The following is a 16107-nucleotide window of genomic DNA, read 5'->3' as shown; positions in this document are numbered from 1 at the left end:
AATGCTCCTAAACGGTGATGACGAACCTGGTGAGTGCTCCGCCAGCCCCGATCACGGAGGCGGCAAGCAAGAGAAACTTGGCCAGCGCAGCATCATCCCAGCCGTTGCCGCTACCAAAATCGCTGGCTCCGTTTTTGATTTGGAATTGTCCGCCCTGCGGTTGCTCGGCTGAAACAGCGGTTTCGACATCTTCGACCTCGTCAAGCACGCTAGCCCCAGCTGCAGTGTTGGCTGTAGTGCTCGCCGCGTTGCCCCCAGTACCGCCGCCACCACGGAGCTTTTCTGCACTGTTGGAGGTGCCGCCCTTGCCGGTTGCAGCTGCGGAGCTGCTGTCCCCTTGGCCCTCGGCACAGTTACTAGAGCCGCCGAGTTGGGCCGTGAAGCTCACTGGGTCCAGTGGGTCGCCTGCTGGGTAAAACTGACCGAAGGCTTCTGCGCCGACATCAGTCAGGGTCGCTGTAGCCGTACCCGATGCCGCTGAATCAGAAACACTCAGGTCGGTGAAATTGAGGGTGGCAATGGCAATACGGCCGTAATCATTCCGTTTACCATCCGTATTATTTGAGGAAGCATTAACAACAAGCTGCCCGGTATTGCCACTGAACTGGATCTCTAGGTTAGAAAAACGCGTGTCCAGTACACCATTGTGGCCAGTGAAGCGGATGCTGCCGGGGAGCAGGATGGTGCCAGAACGCGTCGAAGGATCCACCGCCCCCGCGTTTCCATTGAAGGTGAAGGACGTGCCGTTGTCCCCAACCCCCTTCAGCTCCCAAGCGCCTTTTGCAATGTTGCCACGGATATAGGTACGGAACGACTGCCGTACCCCCCACGTCGCCTCAGCGCTCGTAACACCCTTTGACGTTGACGCACTACATGCGCCTCCTGTTGCCAACTCGGCCTGTCTTGCTTGTTGCGTTTGCGGTGCTTGCTTAGCTTGCCCAGACTGTCCGCTTTGGCTTGCCTGCCCAGCCTGTGAAGCTTGTTGTTTTGGTGCCTGCTGAGCCTGCGATCCCTGCTGAGTCTGTGGTGACGGAGCTGTCTGTGGCGCTTGCTGGGTCTGCCGTGCTTGTGCTGCCGGGTTAGCTCGGTTGTATAGGGACTCGCCGTTTTTGAGGACGTTATCGGTGTTAACTAGAAGGCCATTGACCTCGATGAGCGTGTCGTTGATGTCGCCGAGCAGGCTCGCGGGGCCGGAGGTCGCTTGTGAGCGAGTGGCGCCCGTCCCACCCCCGGGGGATGTCCCAGTCTGCCCGCCGGGGGGTGCGCCCAGGGAGTGTTGGGGGGTGGGGGCGGGGCCGTTGGCGTCGTCAAGCGAAAGCTCAATGCTGATTGGGTCGAGTGTCTCACCAGCCTCGTAGAAACCACCGAAGATTTCGGCTCCACTCGAGGTCAGCGACACCGTGCCGGCGATGGTGGTTTGCGACGCGGCGAAGTCAGGAGCTTGGCTCAGCGCGATGGCAGCCAGCACTTCCTGGCGACCTTCGCGGATTGCGCCAGTTTTATCCACCCCCTCGTACTTGCGGGAGGCGTAATCTACGCGCAGCTCCGCCTGCGTGCCGTTGACAACAATGACGGGGTTGCTCAGCAGCATGTCAAGAGCGCCGTTGTGTCCGTAGAAGTGCACCTCGCCGGAGAAATTGACCTGCCCGGAAGTCGAAGAGCTGATCGCTGAGGACTCCAGTGGGAAGGTGAACCCAGAGCCGCTGTTCGTCGCACCGCCGCTAGTAGAAATTGAACCTTTTGCTACGCCTGTTTCGACGTATTTCCGGAATGATTCGCGCACACCCCAATTCATTGATCCTGCGGTAACTGTTCTGTGTGTAGCAGCGGATTGAGCATGGGCCAGCGGGTCAGGCAAAAAGGCGGGACTGCACGTGACTGCGGAAAGGGTGAAGAAGCTAGAGGCAACTACGGCGGCGCAGATTTGTCGGGAGTTCATAGGACCTCGGCAGGTTTAGTTCAAGGCTGATCATGGATAGACTAACCTTAGCTAACTAAGGCTAGCGTTACCTAACAAAGGGGTGTCTTGATGGAAACAACGTACGAGCCTGCAACGGACTTCATTCCGGTCGTGCAAGATGAATCCTTGCCGGAGGAAGGGGGTCGACATCAGCCACGCTTTGCAAACTGGGAAAAGGCCCTGCTGGCGCTCATAACTGGAGTTATCGCATTCGGTGGCGCTACCGGCAATGTATGGGTGGCATTCCCGGCTGCCATTGTTATGGTCGCCGTTCTGTATGGACTCGCGGCGCTTCCGGCTCGCCGCCACGCGGAAGAAGGGGCGGGTAGGCGCGCCGGACTAGTGCTGGGTGTGGTGTGGTCTCTCATCACGTTGCTGGCAGCCCTGACGTTGTTCTTGGTGCCGGCAAACTACACGTTTACAAGTGGAATTGTGACGGCGCTAGTGTCCGCGGGGTGCATCTGGGGGGCGATCGCGTATGTAGATCGCCCTGCCAGACCCGCCAGCTACGCTAGCTGACGCGCTTTGGCGAGGTCCTGAAACACGGCCTGGTTTAGGTCGAACGCGCGCTTCGCGGTATTGATAAGGCGCACACGCTCCTCTTCGCCAAGCTGCATTGCGTCAAGGGCTGCTTTGTACTGTGCGCGGTATGGGGGAATCTTGCCAATGGCGGAGAAGTCGTAGAAGTGGAGCGCCTCTCCTGGTAGCTCGTACGCTTCGCGGAACACGCGCGCAAGCACCTGGCCGCCGGCAATGTCGCCAAGGTAGCGAACGTAGTGGTGTGCGACCACCTCTGGGCCATTGTCAGGGCCGATCGCCTCTAATTCTGCGACGTAGCGGGCAGTGGCAGCGAGTGGTTCCACCTCGCGCCAGCTCTCACCCAGCATGGAGGTGAGGTCCTGCGTGATCGCTTCAACTCGCTCAAGACGCTTGTCTGCGATGAGCGCCACAGCGGGGTGATCGCAAGCCCGGCGCACAGCGGCCTCAAGGGCTGAATAGATGTGGAGGTATTGCACGGTTAGTTGGGCCACTGCGTTGCGGTCTAGCTTGCCGCGACTGAGGTGAGCCATAAATTGAGAGTTTTCTGCGCTGGTGTGGGCCTCTGCGGTCTGATTTTTAAGAGAGGTGGAGAGCTGCTCGCGAGCTGTCGGCAACATGGCTGTCAATTTTCTACTCCTTGGAAGATGAATGATTTTCCGTAAAGAGTAAGGCGAGCCTTGCCTAACTTCAATTAGACGAAAGGTTGATTTTCCTCATCTCTCGTTGTGATATGTAACACACTTAGGCCTGATTGCACAGCACACCTCACGCCTCAGAGCTGAATGAAGGGTCCCCCCCCCCGTTTAACCCCCACAGCAAGCAAAAAGGCCCCGCTCTCGCGGGGCCTTTCGGTTTGTGCCCGGGGGGGGACTTGAACCCCCACGATCTTGCGATCACTGGCACCTGAAGCCAGCGCGTCTGCCAATTCCGCCACCCGGGCGGGCGACTTGATTAATATAACACCACACTCCAACGAACCACCAAATCGCCACGTCAGCCCGCGTTTTCGCGTTTTGAACTAGGCGCGTGGCCCCGGCGCATTTATACTTGCTTGGTTAAAGGACATCAGTGAGAAGCAATTGAGCAGCTGGGAAGGAGGTGCGGGCAGCATGGGCGTGATGGATCGGCTGGCAAAGCTGGACTCGTCGATGCAGCGTGGCCTGGATAATTCCATGGCGGCGCTGTTCGGCGGCAAGGTTGTGCCGGCGGAGATTGAAGAGTTGGTGAAGCAGGAGGCGCAAGACTCCGTGGTGGTCACCGACATGGATGAGTACGTCTCGCCAAACGTGTTTGCGGTGGGCGTGTCTTCGAAGGATTTAGAGAACCTGTCGCAGCATCGTGACTTGCCCGCGGACCTCGCCGAGCAGCTCATGCGGTACGTGCGCAACCTGGGGTGGTTCCTGGATGGGCCGCCCGTGGTGCGTATCGCTGAGGAATCCGGGTTGCGGACGGGCCAGTTGCGCGTGTCGTCGTATATCGACCAGGAGCCTGACGTGGTCAGTGGCTTCGACGCGATCGTGGCGGAGCCGAAGAAGAAGCACCGTCACGCCCGGGTTCCTAAAGATCACAAGGATCAGGAGGATCACATGAATGAGCCGAACGCAGCGCAGCCGACGAGTGGTACGCCCACGGTAAGCCTGCTGCTGCAGGACGGGTCTTCGCGCACCTATCTGGTGCATGAGGGGTCGAACATTTTGGGCCGCTCCAATGACGCGGACTTCCGCCTGCCGGATACGGGCGTGTCCCGCCAGCACGCGGAGATCACCTGGGACGGCGAGGTGGCTGTGCTGGTGGATCTGCAGTCCACCAATGGCACCACCGTCAATGAGGAGCCCGTGGAGAACTGGATGCTTGCCGACGGCGACGTGATCACCCTCGGCCACTCCCACATCGAAGTCCGCATTGTCGAGCCGCTGGCCCGTGCTGCAGAGGCAGCCGCCCCGCAGCCCGCGGACGTCGAAGAGGCGCAGATCGACGCGCACCCGCGCACCGAGTTCTTCCGCCCCTAAGCCGCCAAGTAAGTAAAGGAGCCTCATGGATTCCGCTGTCATTCTCAGCGCGCGCTTCGGCCTGCTTGCCCTGGTGTGGGTGTTCATCCTGCTGGTGCTGTGGGTCCAGCGCAAGGACGTGGTCAAGGCGGCGGGCACAGTGCGCAGGCAGACGACCAGCGCGGCGCCGGTGCGTCGCGAGAAGGCACGCGAGCTTGCGGTAGTTGAGGGGCCACTCAAAGGCTCCCACATGGAAATTGCCAGCCTGGAGGACTTAACTATTGGTCGGGCAGGCGACAATGATTTCCAGCTCGGCGATGATTTCGCCTCCTCGACGCACGCGCGCCTCTTCCGTCGCGGCAGCGAGTGGTTCATCGAGGACATGGATTCGCGCAACGGCACGTTTGTCAACGGCATGCGTATTGACCAGCCGGAAAGGGTGTCTGTGGGCACGGATATAAAGATGGGACGCACGATTGTGAGGTTGATGCCATGAGTTTGCGCCTAAACTTCGTCGCTGCATCCGACCGCGGCCTGGTCCGCGGCAATAACGAGGACTCGGCGTACGCGGGCCCGCACTTGCTCGTGCTCGCCGATGGCATGGGCGGCCACGCTGCGGGCGAGGTCGCCTCGCAGCTGATGGTCGAGCACATGGAGCACCTCGACCGTGACCCAGGCGATGCCGATATCCTCGCGTTGCTCGGTGCCGCCGCGGATGACGCGAACGCGTCGATCGCGGAGTCTGTGGCTAACCACCCGGAGCAGGCGGGCATGGGCACGACCCTGACCGCCCTGATGTTCAACGGCGAGGCGCTGGGCCTGATCCATGTCGGTGATTCGCGGGGCTACCTGCTTCGCGACGGGGCGTTGACCCAAATCACCGAAGACGACACCTTCGTCCAGTCCCTAGTCAACGAGGGCAAGCTGGAGCCAGAAGACGTGTCCAGCCACCCGCAGAAGTCGTTGATTCTGAAGGCGTACACCGGACGCCAGGTTGAGCCCCACCTGCAGATGGTGGAAATCGAGCCGGGCGACCGCCTGCTGCTGTGCTCCGACGGCCTGTCGGACCCGGTCAGCACCGAGACCATCGAGGTGGCGCTGGCGCAGGGCACCCCTCAGATCGCCTCGCAGCGGCTCATCGAGCTCGCGCTGCGCTCAGGCGGGCCGGACAACATCACCGTGGTGGTGGCCGATGTCGTCGACGACGAGGGCGAAGACGTTCCCGAGCTGCCTTCTACCCCAGCCCTGGCCGGCGCACTCGCCCCGGGCTACGAGCAGTCCCACCCGGACTCCTCAGCCAGCCGCGCCGCGGCGATCATGCGCAAGTCCGAAACCATACCGCCGAACCAGAACCGGTCCAGCAACTCTGAGAGCGACTCCGGTGACGCCGGTGAGGACTCTGACGAGGAGGATCACCCGCGAGGTGCCACTCGTTGGCCGTGGGTAGTCGCCGCCCTCGTCATCGCGATCGCGTTGGTTGCCGGCGGACTGTGGTGGGTGAACCAGCGCGACAACGACCAGTACTTCATTACCACCGACGCAGACGGCAACTACCTAATCGAGCACGGTTCGCAGAAGTCGCACTCGCCGGTGCAGCAGGCCTGCATCGACGAGAAGAACAACCTGCGCATCGTCTCTTCTACGACCGTCCCGGACGGCTGCAACGTCTTCAGCCAGGACGACCTGCCGGCAAGCCAGCACTCCGTGGCGGAGAACTTCAGCGGCGGCTCCTACGACGAGGTGCTCGGCCTGCTCAACCGCATGGCCGACGAGGCCCTGCCGGTGTGCGTGGACAAGGACGAAAAAGACACCGAGGAATGCAGGAAGGTGAGCTAGCGTGAAGAAGATTCTCTCCCGCAACCTCGAGCTTTTCCTCCTGCTGTGCTCCGCGGGCCTACTGCTGCTGATGCTCTTCAGTCTGGAACTGAGCCAGGGGCGCACGCTGTCGACGGACATGCTCTACCTGGTCGGCGGCTTCGTAGGTGTCTACGCCATCGCGCACGTTGCGATCTCACTGCTCGCCCCGCGCGCCGACCAGGTGATGCTGCCGGTCGTCTCGCTGCTCAACGCGATTGGGCTGGTGCTGATCTACCGGCTCGACCTGGCCGAGCGCCCCGGCTACGGCCCGCTGGCGGAGCGCCAGGTGTTGTGGTCGCTGGTCGGTGTGGTGCTCATGGTGCTCACGCTGATGATCGTGCGCGACCACAAGGCGCTGTCGCGCTACTCCTACCTGCTCGGCCTGACCGGACTGGTCCTTTTGGCGCTGCCGCTGGTGTGGCCGCAGCCGGAGGGATACGCGGATGCCCGCATCTGGCTGTGGCTCGGGCCCTTCTCGATCCAGCCCGGCGAGTTTTCCAAGATCTTGCTGCTCATCTTTTTCGCGCAGCTGCTCGCCATGAAGCGCAGCCTGTTTACCGTGGCCGGCAAACGCTTTTTGGGCTTGACGTTTCCCCGCCTGCGCGACCTCGCCCCGATCCTCATGGTGTGGGCGATCGCCATCCTGATTATGGCCATCTCCAACGACTTCGGACCGGCGCTGCTGCTCTTTGCCACCGTGCTGGGCATGGTCTACTTCGCCACCGGGCGCACTTCCTGGCTGGTCATCGGGTTGGGCCTGGTGGCCATCGGCGGCTACACCGTCTACCAGATCAGCTCGAAGATTCAGGACCGCGTGGCGAACTTCATCGACCCGTTCTCCGACTTCGAGGGAATCGGCAACCAGCCCGCCAACGCGCTGATTAGCCTGAGCTGGGGCGGCATGACCGGCACCGGTTTAGGCTACGGCCACCCGGAGTTGGTGCCCGTGGCGCATTCGGACTACATCCTGGCTGCTTTGGGTGAGGAGCTCGGCTTCTTTGGCGTGGCTGCCGTGCTGTGCCTTTTTGCCATCCTGATCACCCGGGGTTTCCGCGCCGCGATGCAGGTCCACGACACCTACGGCAAGCTGTTGGCCTCGGGGCTGTCGCTGACGCTGGCCATTCAGATTTTCGTGGTCGCCGGCGGCATTTCCTCCATGATGCCGATGACGGGGCTGACTACGCCCTTTATGTCCGCGGGTGGCTCGTCGATTATGGCCAACTACATCCTGGTGGGGCTTCTGCTGCGCATTTCGCACGGCGCGAACTCGCCTACCGAGTACGACGCATCGGCCGTCGCCTCCGGTAACCAGGCGTATCAGGCGGAGGTGGCACCCGCACGATGAATACCACTATCCGCCGCGGCGCCATCCTCTCGCTGCTGCTCATCGTCGCCCTGCTGGTCCACTTCACCGTGGTGCAGGGCTTCCGCGAAGAGGAGTACGCGCAAGATTCGCGCAACTCACGCACTTTCATGGAGCTGAAGCAGGTCAACCGCGGCCAGATCAACGCCGGTGGGCAGGTACTCGCCGAGTCCTACCGCGACGAGGCCACCGGTTTCTACCAGCGTGCTTACCCCAACATGCCCTACTCGTTTGGGCCGGTGGTGGGCTACGTCTCCGACCAGTTCGGCACCTCCCAGCTGGAGTCCACCTTTAATGCCGAACTCAATGGCGACGGCAAGGGCTCCAACTCGCGCTTTACCCGCACGGGCCTCGAGCAGGACCGGGTGGGCAACACGGTCGAGCTTTCGCTGGATCCGAACCTGCAGGCCTTTGCCTACGAGCAGCTTTCCAACAACAACTACGACGGCGCGATCGTCGCGCTGCGGCCGTCGTCCGGCCAGGTGCTTGCCATGGCGTCGACGCCGTCTTTCGACCCGAACAGCATCTCCTCGCCCGCCACCGCGGCCGAGGCCTGGGGCCAGCTGAACAACGACCCGAAGCAGCCGCTGCTCAACCACGCGGCACAGGACCAGCTACCGCCCGGTTCGATCTTCAAGATCATCACCACCGCAGCCGCCTTGCGCAACGGCTACACGCCGGACTCCCCGCTAACAGGGGATGCACAGATCACGCTGCCGGGCACAAACGTACCGCTGACCAACTACGGCGGCCAGGCGTGCGCCGGCGGCGGGCAGGTCACGCTGACCACGGCGTTCTCCCTGTCCTGCAACACCGCGTTCGTGCAGATGGCGCTGAACATGGGTGCCGACCCGCTGCGCAAGGCGGCCGCGGACTTCGGGATCGGCGAGCGCTACGAACTCATGGAGCTGGGCGTACCCAACGCCGCCGGTTCCTTAGGCGAGATTCCCGGCGCGGCCGAGCTGGGCCAATCCGCCATCGGCCAGCGCGACGTCACGATGACCGCGCTGCAGGCCGCCGTGATGGCGGGCGTGGTGGCCAACGAGGGCAAGCGCATGCGCCCGTATGTGGTCAACCGCGTGGTCACCCCGGATCTACGCACGGTCAAAGAGACCAAGCCGAAGCAGCTCGCGGAGGCGCTCACCCCTGAGGAGGCGGACACGCTGACCAACCTCATGTTCGCCTCCGAGCGCGCCACCTGGGGCTACGACGGCAACGGATTCGCCTCCAAGACGGGTACCGCCGAGCACGCCGAGGGCGCGGCCCCGCACGTGTGGTACGTGGCCTTCGACCCGGCCAAGGACGTGGCCGTGGGCGTGGTGGTGAAAAACGGCGGGCACTCCGGTGCCGGGGCAACCGGTGGGCAGGTCTCCGGCCCGCTGGGGCGCGCGGTCTTGCGCGCGGCACCGGCTGCGCCGGCGGATGGGGAGTCGGCACAATGATGGGTACACGGGGCGTCGACAAGCATGAAGCAGACGAAGGACACGAACGATGAACACTGAGAACCGCGAAGAACTACAGAAGCTCATCGGCGACGATTACCAGCTGCAATGGGTGATCGGGCACGGCGGCATGTCCACCGTGTGGCTCGCGGACGACCCGGAAAACGACCGGGAAGTCGCGCTCAAGGTGCTGCGCCCCGAGTTCAGCTCCAACGACGAATTCCTCGCCCGCTTCCGCAACGAGGCGCTCGCCGCCGAAGGCATCAACTCGCCCAACGTGGTGGCTACCTACGACTACCGCGAGCTGGAATCGACGAGCGGTGCGGCGATGTGCTTCATCGTCATGGAGTACATCCGCGGCGAGTCGCTCGCCGACCTGATCAAGCGCGAGGGCGCACTCAGCGAGGAACTCGCGCTCGACGTGCTCGAGCAGGCCGCCCACGGCCTGGCCGTGATTCACCGCATGGGGCTGGTCCACCGCGACATCAAGCCCGGCAACCTCATGATCACCCAAAATGGGCAGATCAAGATCACGGACTTCGGCATCGCCAAGGCGGCGGCCGCCGTGCCGCTGACCCGCACCGGCATGGTGGTGGGCACCGCGCAGTACGTCTCGCCGGAGCAGGCCCAAGGCATGAAGGTCACCGCGGCTTCCGACGTCTACTCGCTCGGCGTCGTCGGCTACGAGATGCTCGCCGGCGCACGCCCGTTTACCGGCGATTCCTCCGTTTCCGTCGCGCTCGCGCACGTGTCCGCCGAGCCGCCCGCGCTACCGATTTCCGTGTCTGCCCCGGCGCGCGAGCTCATCGAGATCGCCCTGCGCAAGGACCCCCGCCAGCGCTTCCGCGACGGCAACGAGTTCCAGCTCGCCGTCGAGCAGGTCCGCCAGGGTCTGCGCCCCGCCCAGCCAGGCGGCCAGACTGCGGTCATCGCCACCGAGCCCTCGCCCACCGAGTCGACCCAGATGCTCGCCGATGTCGCCGAGGAGCGCACCACCCGCCCCGCCGGCGCCTACCCGCCTTCCGCCGCCCGGGCCGTCGCTTCTCGACGCCAACCTGCCCCTCCCGCACCCGCCTCCTCCCGCGCCGGCGGCTACCGGGAAGGACAGCTCGCCCAGCAAGAGGAGAAGAAGCGCTCGAAGGCCGGGCCGATCGTGGCCGGGCTGCTTGCCCTGCTGCTCGTCGGCGGTATCGCCGCGTGGGCGGCGACCAGCGGTGTGCTTGACGGTCTGCGCGGCGGAGCGAAGTCTTCGACGCCGACGCAGCCGAGCGTGATCACACAGACCGAAACCGTGGAGTCCACGCCCAGCGAGGAAGAGGATGAGCCGGAGACGGTTACCCGCAGGCGCGAGACGGTGACCCGCGAGGTGGAAGAGCCCGCGACCTTGACTTTTAGCGAGGAAAACACCCCGCAGCCCGAGCAGCCCACCCGCGAGGTGCCCAGCTCCGCGCAGCCGACCCAGGTGCCGCCGAGCTCCGCGCAGGAGCCCACCGGTGAACCGAACCAGCCCACCGCCCCCACCCAGCCTGGCGGGACCGGTGATGGGGCTGGTGGGATAGAATTGCCTAACTTGGAAGAGATCCTCGGAGGTAACGGGCAATGATGATCGCGAATCGCTACGAGCTCGGTGACGTCATCGGCACCGGCGGCATGAGCGACGTCTACGAGGCCACCGACACGGTGCTGGGGCGCACCGTCGCGCTCAAGATGCTCAAGATGGACATGGCGCGCGACGAGAACTTCCGCGAGCGTTTCCGCATGGAGGCGCAGAACTCGGCGCGGCTGAACCACCCCAACATCGTGGCCGTCTACGACACGGGCGCGGAAGCCGTCGAGGGCGTGGACGTGCCCTTCATCGTGATGGAGCGGCTCACCGGCCGCAACCTGCGCGACATCATCCGCGAGGAAGGCCCCCTTGCCCCGCAGCGCGCCGCCGCCCTGCTCGGGCCGGTGGCCAAGGCGCTGCAGGCCAGCCACGACGCGGGCATTATCCACCGCGACATCAAGCCGGCCAACATCATGGTCACCAACACCGGCGAAGTGAAGGTGATGGACTTTGGCATCGCCCGCGCGGTCGACGATTCCTCCTCCGTCCACACGCAGACCTCGGCCGTGATCGGCACCGCGCAGTACCTCTCCCCGGAGCAGGCGCGCGGCAAGTCGGTGGATAACCGCTCCGACATCTACGCGCTCGGCTGCGTGATGTACGAGATGGTCACCTCCACCCCGCCCTTTGAGAGCGAGTCGCCCTTCGGCGTGGCCTACATGCACGTCCAGGAGGATCCGCAGCCGCCGAGCGAGCGGCTCGCCGATCTCGGCCGCACTCAGGCGCAAGCCGCCGGCGCCAACGCGGCGCTGACCGACAACGAGGCCGTCAACTTGGACTCCGTCATCCTCACCGCTATGGCGAAGCACCCGGCCGACCGCTACCAGACAGCGACCGAAATGGGCGAGGACCTCGCACTTTTGGAGCGCGGTAGCGTCACCCACGCTGCCCGCACCTACCTTGCCGCCGCGGAGCGCGACCAGCAGGGCGCGCACGCCGCTGACAACACCGTGGTGACGGGCCAGCCAGTGCCCGCCCCTGCCCCCGCCGTCGCCGCGCGCCCGCAGGGCACCACGCGCTACGAGGATCACCGCCGCTCGCACGAGAAGCGCTCTTCTTCCTGGATGAAGTGGGTCGCGGCACTGCTCGGCGTGATCCTGCTCGCCGCCGCCTCCTGGCTGGCCTACTCCTACTTCTCCCCCGACGGGAACGGAGACAACAGCAAGGTCGAAGAGTCGATGGTGAAGGTGCCGGATGTCGCCGGTAAGCCACGCGACGAGGCAATCGCCGAACTCGAGGGCTTAGGCTTCCAGGTCGCGGTAAGCGACGAGCCGAGCCCCGACTTCAAACGCGGCGACGTGATTAGCACCAACCCGGCCGCGGGCTCCGAACTGCAGCACGGCACCCTGATCACGCTGAACGTGTCCAGCGGCAAGGAAGTCACCGACGTGCCGGACCTCACCGACATGGACCCCCAGGAAGCGCAGGCCGCCCTCGAGGAAGCGGGCCTAGAGCTCAACGAGGACATCCGCCGCGAGGCTTCCGAGAACGTGCCCGAGGGCGTGATCATCTCCCAGCACCCGGCGGCCGGTTCGCAGCTGTCCAAGGGCAGCAAGGTCACCATCACCGTGTCCACCGGACGCGAGAAGGTGGAGGTGCCCTCCCTGGTGGGCCTGAACGTCAACCAGGCGACCGCGACCCTGTCGCAGCTGGACCTGCGCGCCACCGTCACCCGCATCGACTCCGAGCGCCCCGACGGCGAAGTGATCGCCGTGGCCGGCGAGAACACCGAGGTCGAGACCGGCACCACGGTTGAGCTGCGCGTCTCCAACGGGATGCTCATGCCGATGCCGCAGATCACCCGCATGGACGTCAACGAGGCCGACCAGAAGCTGCGCGACGCCGGGTGGAACGGACGCCTCGTCGCAGGGCCCACCGTGCCCACCGGGGCGATGGTCGACGCCGGCCTGATCGGCCACCAAGGCACGCCGGTCGGCGAGCTGATCCGCAAGGACCAGGCCATCGGCTACAACCTCTGGGAGTTCGACGCCGGCGAGCTCAACCCCTTAAGGAATAATGCGGCGGGGCCGCAGCCTGGTAAAGTAGCGGGTCAGAACGCCAATGGGCGCCCGCTGGGCGACGCGCTCCGCGGAATCGGCCTGTAACACGGGCCTATATCCCCCAGTAGAAAGCGACGAAGCAAATGCCTAAAGCAAAAGTCACGAAGGACGCACAGCCCGTCACCACCGCCTCAAGCACCGCCACGCGCACCCCGGTGAAGATCAACACTGGCGGCACACCGACCTGGTACAAGGTGATCATGTTTGGCCTGATGCTGCTCGGCCTGGCCTGGATCATCGTCTTCTACCTGGCCGCCGACCAGATCCCGCTGCTCGCCGAGCTCGGGCCCTGGAACTACGCCATCGGCTTCGCCGGCATGATCGTCGGCCTGCTCATGACGATGGGCTGGCGCTAGCGTTTCGCGCTGGCTTTTCAAGGCGGGTACCCGTTGGGTGCCCGCCCTTTTTGCTGCTCATAATTTATGTGAGTTATCACCAATTCCTTAGCTTTCTATTGCGCAAGTGGTTTTTGGATTATTATTCACTGCTTGCTCGTTATCGCTGTTACCTGCTTGTTTAGGTTTTCTAGGGTTGTCAATACATCATCCCTCTACCCCCACATGGGTGAATAGGACGCCTATCACTCAGCACGATCTCAGCTAAGCCGCTATAAATACTTAGCAGGACGTTAAGGAACGTCATACCGTACTTGCACTTCGTACTTCACTTCCGAAAGGACAACCACATGCGCAGCTTCCGCACTGCCATCGCCGCCGCGGCCGCCCTGGCCATCGCCGGCGGTGCCCTCCCCGCCCACGCAATGACCAACGAGGAGTCCCGCCCGGAGACCCCGGCCACCAACGATGCACTCCCGATCATCCACACCTACCGTGGCTCTGACCACATCAAGGCAAACGTGCTCAACGCTCGCCCGGTCTGCAACTCCACCGAGGACTACCGCACCGTGGTCTACAAGGTCACCGACAACTTCCTGCCGGTTGGCACCATCTCCACCACCAACCTCAGCGACAACCCGGTCAACCTGACCCAGGACCTGTCCCGTACCCAGCAGATCTCCGCTTCCGTCAACGGCTCCAAGACCGAGACCCTGAACATCGGCGGCACCGGCTCCAAGGACGGCCTGCAGGGCACCATCGGCTACACCCTGGCCAAGTCGCTGGGCTGGGACGTCTCCGGCTCCCTGTCCTGGTCCGTCGGCCAGAAGATCGGCCCGTACGAGGTGCCCGCCGGCAACACCGGCGAGGCCACCTACGGCTTCCGCACCGTCACCATGACCGGTACCCAGCAGCGCTGCCGCCCGAACGGCACCTGGGCCACCCCGACTGCGTGGATTGCCAACATGCCGGTGAAGAACGAGGTGCGCGTGAAGAACTACGACACCCCGGCTGCTTCCTGGGCTCCGAACAAGGGCGCGCAGGTGACCAAGCCTGTTGACGACGAGAACCCGAACTTCGAGGACGAGGTGAACAAGCTGCGCGAGGGCGAGAACCTTGACGACGTGACCAAGGTCAACGACGACGAGGCCGCCGACGTGACCAACAAGGACATCACCGACGAAGGCATCGAGGTCATCGAGGACAACGAGGCCAACGAGGTCGCTGAGTCCGAGAACACCGAGGTCGAAGAGACCATCGAGGAGACCGACACCGAGGGTGCAACCGCCGAGGAAGCCGCTGAGCGCGAGCAGCAGAAGCTCGACCTCGAGCCCTACTTCACCTCTTCCTCCTGGAAGGCTTCTGGCTTCGCGGGCACCACTGCGCTGCGCATCAAGAACGTCGGCACCGACCGCTACTACGGCGAGTTCCCGGCCGTCACCTTCCGCGTTGACATCAAGACCGCTGAGGGCCCGGAGGGCGTTGACCGCCTGATCACCGCGAACGGCCACAAGGGCGCACACGTCCGTGACCTGGGCTTCGACCGCAAGAAGGGCGTCCGCACCTTCGAGGTCACCCTGGCTAACCCGATCAAGGCTGGTGAAGAGGTTGCAGTTGCTTCCTTCAACTTCGGCGACGGCAAGACCTCCGAGGGCCGCCTGCACAACTACATGACCGCCACCCAGACTGGCCGCCTTGCTGGCGACGAGTCCGACGACAACGACCAGGACGTCGACTCCCGCGATGCCACCGTGTCTGACTTCGGCCGCAAGCTCGATGGCACCTTCTAATTAGGCGCTTCTCGACGCCCACCGCCCGGGCCTCCACACCAGGAGGGCCCGGGCTTTTGCGTGCTCTCGCTACCACCCCTACCCGCGAATGTGCGGCAGCGACACGCGGTGCGGGGTTGTGCACTGCTCGCGCGCGAAGTTATCCACAGGCTGTGGACAATACTGTGCATAAGCGTGTATCCACAGCCTGTGGATAAACCTGTGCACTACTTCTACAACCCGAACAAATGCGCTGTTCGAACGCCATTTCCGCCCGCCACAGCCCGTCCGTGTCGCACGAGCAACGAAGCTGTTCGAGGAATTACACGCCCGTAACTATCCACAATGTGGACAACTTTTGTGGAGAACTCACACCCCGCACGCTTGGGGATAACTCGTGAATAACACGCCGGAGTTGTCCACAGGCCCGGCGCGCAGGGACACTCGGGCAGAGAAAAACCCACACCCGAAGCGCCTTCGGGTGTGGGTTTCGCGCGTGGACAGGCGTGGATAAGCTACGTCAGCATCTGCGTGGCGGGTGCCGCGCCAACCGCAACCGCGCCGGCCGCGCCAACCAGCGCCGCGGCAGCGCTCAGCCACCGCACGCGCTCGTTCGGCGAGGTCAGCGGCCACGCCATGAGCGCGCCGATGACCAGCCCGCCGGCGTGCCCCCACACGCTCACGTTCGCGGCAATGAACGTATAGACCACATTGACGGCGATGAGCGCGATGGCGGGGCGGGGGTCGACGTGGCGTCGATAAGCAATGGCGACGAAGACCGCCATCAGCGCGTACAGCGCGCCCGACGCCCCCGCGGTCGGGGTGAGAAACGCAAACCCGAGCACCGCCGCCGAAGAACCCAGCACCCCCGCCGCGTACGCGAGCGCGAAGGGCCCGCTGCCCACGGCGCGCTCCACCTCCGTGCCGATGACGGCGAGCAGCAGCATGTTGAGCACCAGGTGGGTCAGGTCCAGGTGGACAAACCCGGCGGTGAAAGCCCGCGCCGCACCCAGGCCGCGGACCTCCGGGCCCCACAGCACCAGGTAGGCGCCGACGGAATCCCACACGACGTCGCGAAGCGAGCGGGCCTGCGCCGCCATCACCGCGAACACGATCGTGCACGCGGTCGCGATCGCGGCGCTCACGGGCGCGCCGCGGAACAGCCGCTGGGCGAATTGCTGCATAAA

General features: G+C 64.1%; 12 protein-coding genes and 1 tRNA gene. 9 read left to right on the top strand and 4 right to left on the bottom strand.

Annotation, left to right across the window (positions count from 1 at the left end; translation table 11 throughout):
* Positions 1-7: 7 nt before the first annotated feature.
* The 3 genes from CIMIT_RS00220 to CIMIT_RS00205 all read right to left on the bottom strand — a co-directional run bounded on the left by CIMIT_RS00220 (position 8) and on the right by CIMIT_RS00205 (position 3440).
* Positions 8-1795, bottom strand: a complete 1788-nt coding sequence (locus CIMIT_RS00220; protein WP_268870442.1) for an HtaA domain-containing protein — start codon at positions 1793-1795, stop codon at positions 8-10.
* A gap of 671 nt (positions 1796-2466) precedes the next feature.
* The gene (locus CIMIT_RS00210; protein ID WP_038587510.1) at positions 2467-3117 is read right to left on the bottom strand and encodes a biliverdin-producing heme oxygenase; all 651 of its coding nucleotides are present in this window, start codon (positions 3115-3117) and stop codon (positions 2467-2469) included.
* Positions 3118-3356: 239 nt separating this feature from the next.
* Positions 3357-3440, bottom strand: a tRNA-Leu gene (locus tag CIMIT_RS00205).
* 169 nt (positions 3441-3609) lie between these two features.
* Here CIMIT_RS00205 and CIMIT_RS00200 point away from each other — a divergent pair.
* The 9 genes from CIMIT_RS00200 to CIMIT_RS00160 all read left to right on the top strand — a co-directional run bounded on the left by CIMIT_RS00200 (position 3610) and on the right by CIMIT_RS00160 (position 14941).
* On the top strand, positions 3610-4509 hold the full coding sequence (locus CIMIT_RS00200) for a DUF3662 and FHA domain-containing protein (RefSeq protein WP_038587508.1): 900 nt from the start codon (positions 3610-3612) through the stop codon (positions 4507-4509).
* Between the two features lie 25 nt (positions 4510-4534).
* On the top strand, positions 4535-4984 hold the full coding sequence (locus CIMIT_RS00195) for an FHA domain-containing protein FhaB/FipA (RefSeq protein ID WP_038587505.1): 450 nt from the start codon (positions 4535-4537) through the stop codon (positions 4982-4984).
* Entirely contained in the window at positions 4981-6324 is a 1344-nt protein-coding gene (locus CIMIT_RS00190; protein WP_038587502.1) for a PP2C family protein-serine/threonine phosphatase, read from the top strand. Before CIMIT_RS00195 ends, CIMIT_RS00190 begins: the two co-directional genes overlap by 4 nt.
* Before the next feature lies 1 nt (position 6325).
* Positions 6326-7690: an FtsW/RodA/SpoVE family cell cycle protein gene (locus CIMIT_RS00185; RefSeq protein WP_038587499.1), complete on the top strand. Its 1365-nt coding sequence runs from the start codon at positions 6326-6328 to the stop codon at positions 7688-7690.
* Entirely contained in the window at positions 7687-9150 is a 1464-nt protein-coding gene (locus tag CIMIT_RS00180) for a penicillin-binding transpeptidase domain-containing protein (RefSeq protein ID WP_038587496.1), read from the top strand. Before CIMIT_RS00185 ends, CIMIT_RS00180 begins: the two co-directional genes overlap by 4 nt.
* Positions 9151-9199: 49 nt before the next feature.
* The gene (locus tag CIMIT_RS00175; protein WP_051904666.1) at positions 9200-10753 is read left to right on the top strand and encodes a serine/threonine-protein kinase; all 1554 of its coding nucleotides are present in this window, start codon (positions 9200-9202) and stop codon (positions 10751-10753) included.
* Positions 10753-12861, top strand: a complete 2109-nt coding sequence (pknB, locus tag CIMIT_RS00170; protein WP_084674381.1) for a Stk1 family PASTA domain-containing Ser/Thr kinase — start codon at positions 10753-10755, stop codon at positions 12859-12861. Before CIMIT_RS00175 ends, pknB begins: the two co-directional genes overlap by 1 nt.
* Positions 12862-12899: 38 nt before the next feature.
* On the top strand, positions 12900-13172 hold the full coding sequence (gene crgA, locus CIMIT_RS00165; RefSeq protein WP_038587493.1) for a cell division protein CrgA: 273 nt from the start codon (positions 12900-12902) through the stop codon (positions 13170-13172).
* A 329-nt stretch (positions 13173-13501) separates the two neighbouring features.
* Positions 13502-14941 (top strand): hypothetical protein, encoded by a 1440-nt coding sequence (locus CIMIT_RS00160; RefSeq protein WP_038587490.1) that lies wholly within the window; start codon positions 13502-13504, stop codon positions 14939-14941.
* A gap of 494 nt (positions 14942-15435) precedes the next feature.
* On the opposite strand, the gene CIMIT_RS00155 is transcribed toward CIMIT_RS00160, so the two are convergent.
* Positions 15436-16104 (bottom strand): rhomboid family intramembrane serine protease, encoded by a 669-nt coding sequence (locus CIMIT_RS00155; RefSeq protein WP_038587487.1) that lies wholly within the window; start codon positions 16102-16104, stop codon positions 15436-15438.
* Between the last annotated feature and the right edge of the window lie 3 nt (positions 16105-16107).

The organism is Corynebacterium imitans, assembly GCF_000739455.1.
GTDB classification, from domain to species: Bacteria; Actinomycetota; Actinomycetes; order Mycobacteriales; family Mycobacteriaceae; genus Corynebacterium; species Corynebacterium imitans.
Note: the sequence above shows the minus strand (reverse complement) of the source record. Positions and strands in the feature narration are given on the sequence as shown.

Coding starts and splice junctions, on each gene's coding strand:
- CIMIT_RS00200 (WP_038587508.1), top strand. CDS start 3,610: ATGGGCGTGATGGATCGGCTGGCAAAGCTGGACTCGTCGATGCAGCGT.
- CIMIT_RS00160 (WP_038587490.1), top strand. CDS start 13,502: ATGCGCAGCTTCCGCACTGCCATCGCCGCCGCGGCCGCCCTGGCCATC.
- CIMIT_RS00175 (WP_051904666.1), top strand. CDS start 9,200: ATGAACACTGAGAACCGCGAAGAACTACAGAAGCTCATCGGCGACGAT.
- CIMIT_RS00180 (WP_038587496.1), top strand. CDS start 7,687: ATGAATACCACTATCCGCCGCGGCGCCATCCTCTCGCTGCTGCTCATC.
- pknB (WP_084674381.1), top strand. CDS start 10,753: ATGATCGCGAATCGCTACGAGCTCGGTGACGTCATCGGCACCGGCGGC.
- CIMIT_RS00195 (WP_038587505.1), top strand. CDS start 4,535: ATGGATTCCGCTGTCATTCTCAGCGCGCGCTTCGGCCTGCTTGCCCTG.
- crgA (WP_038587493.1), top strand. CDS start 12,900: ATGCCTAAAGCAAAAGTCACGAAGGACGCACAGCCCGTCACCACCGCC.
- CIMIT_RS00220 (WP_268870442.1), bottom strand. CDS start 1,795: ATGAATTGGGGTGTGCGCGAATCATTCCGGAAATACGTCGAAACAGGC.
- CIMIT_RS00155 (WP_038587487.1), bottom strand. CDS start 16,104: ATGCAGCAATTCGCCCAGCGGCTGTTCCGCGGCGCGCCCGTGAGCGCC.
- CIMIT_RS00210 (WP_038587510.1), bottom strand. CDS start 3,117: ATGTTGCCGACAGCTCGCGAGCAGCTCTCCACCTCTCTTAAAAATCAG.
- CIMIT_RS00190 (WP_038587502.1), top strand. CDS start 4,981: ATGAGTTTGCGCCTAAACTTCGTCGCTGCATCCGACCGCGGCCTGGTC.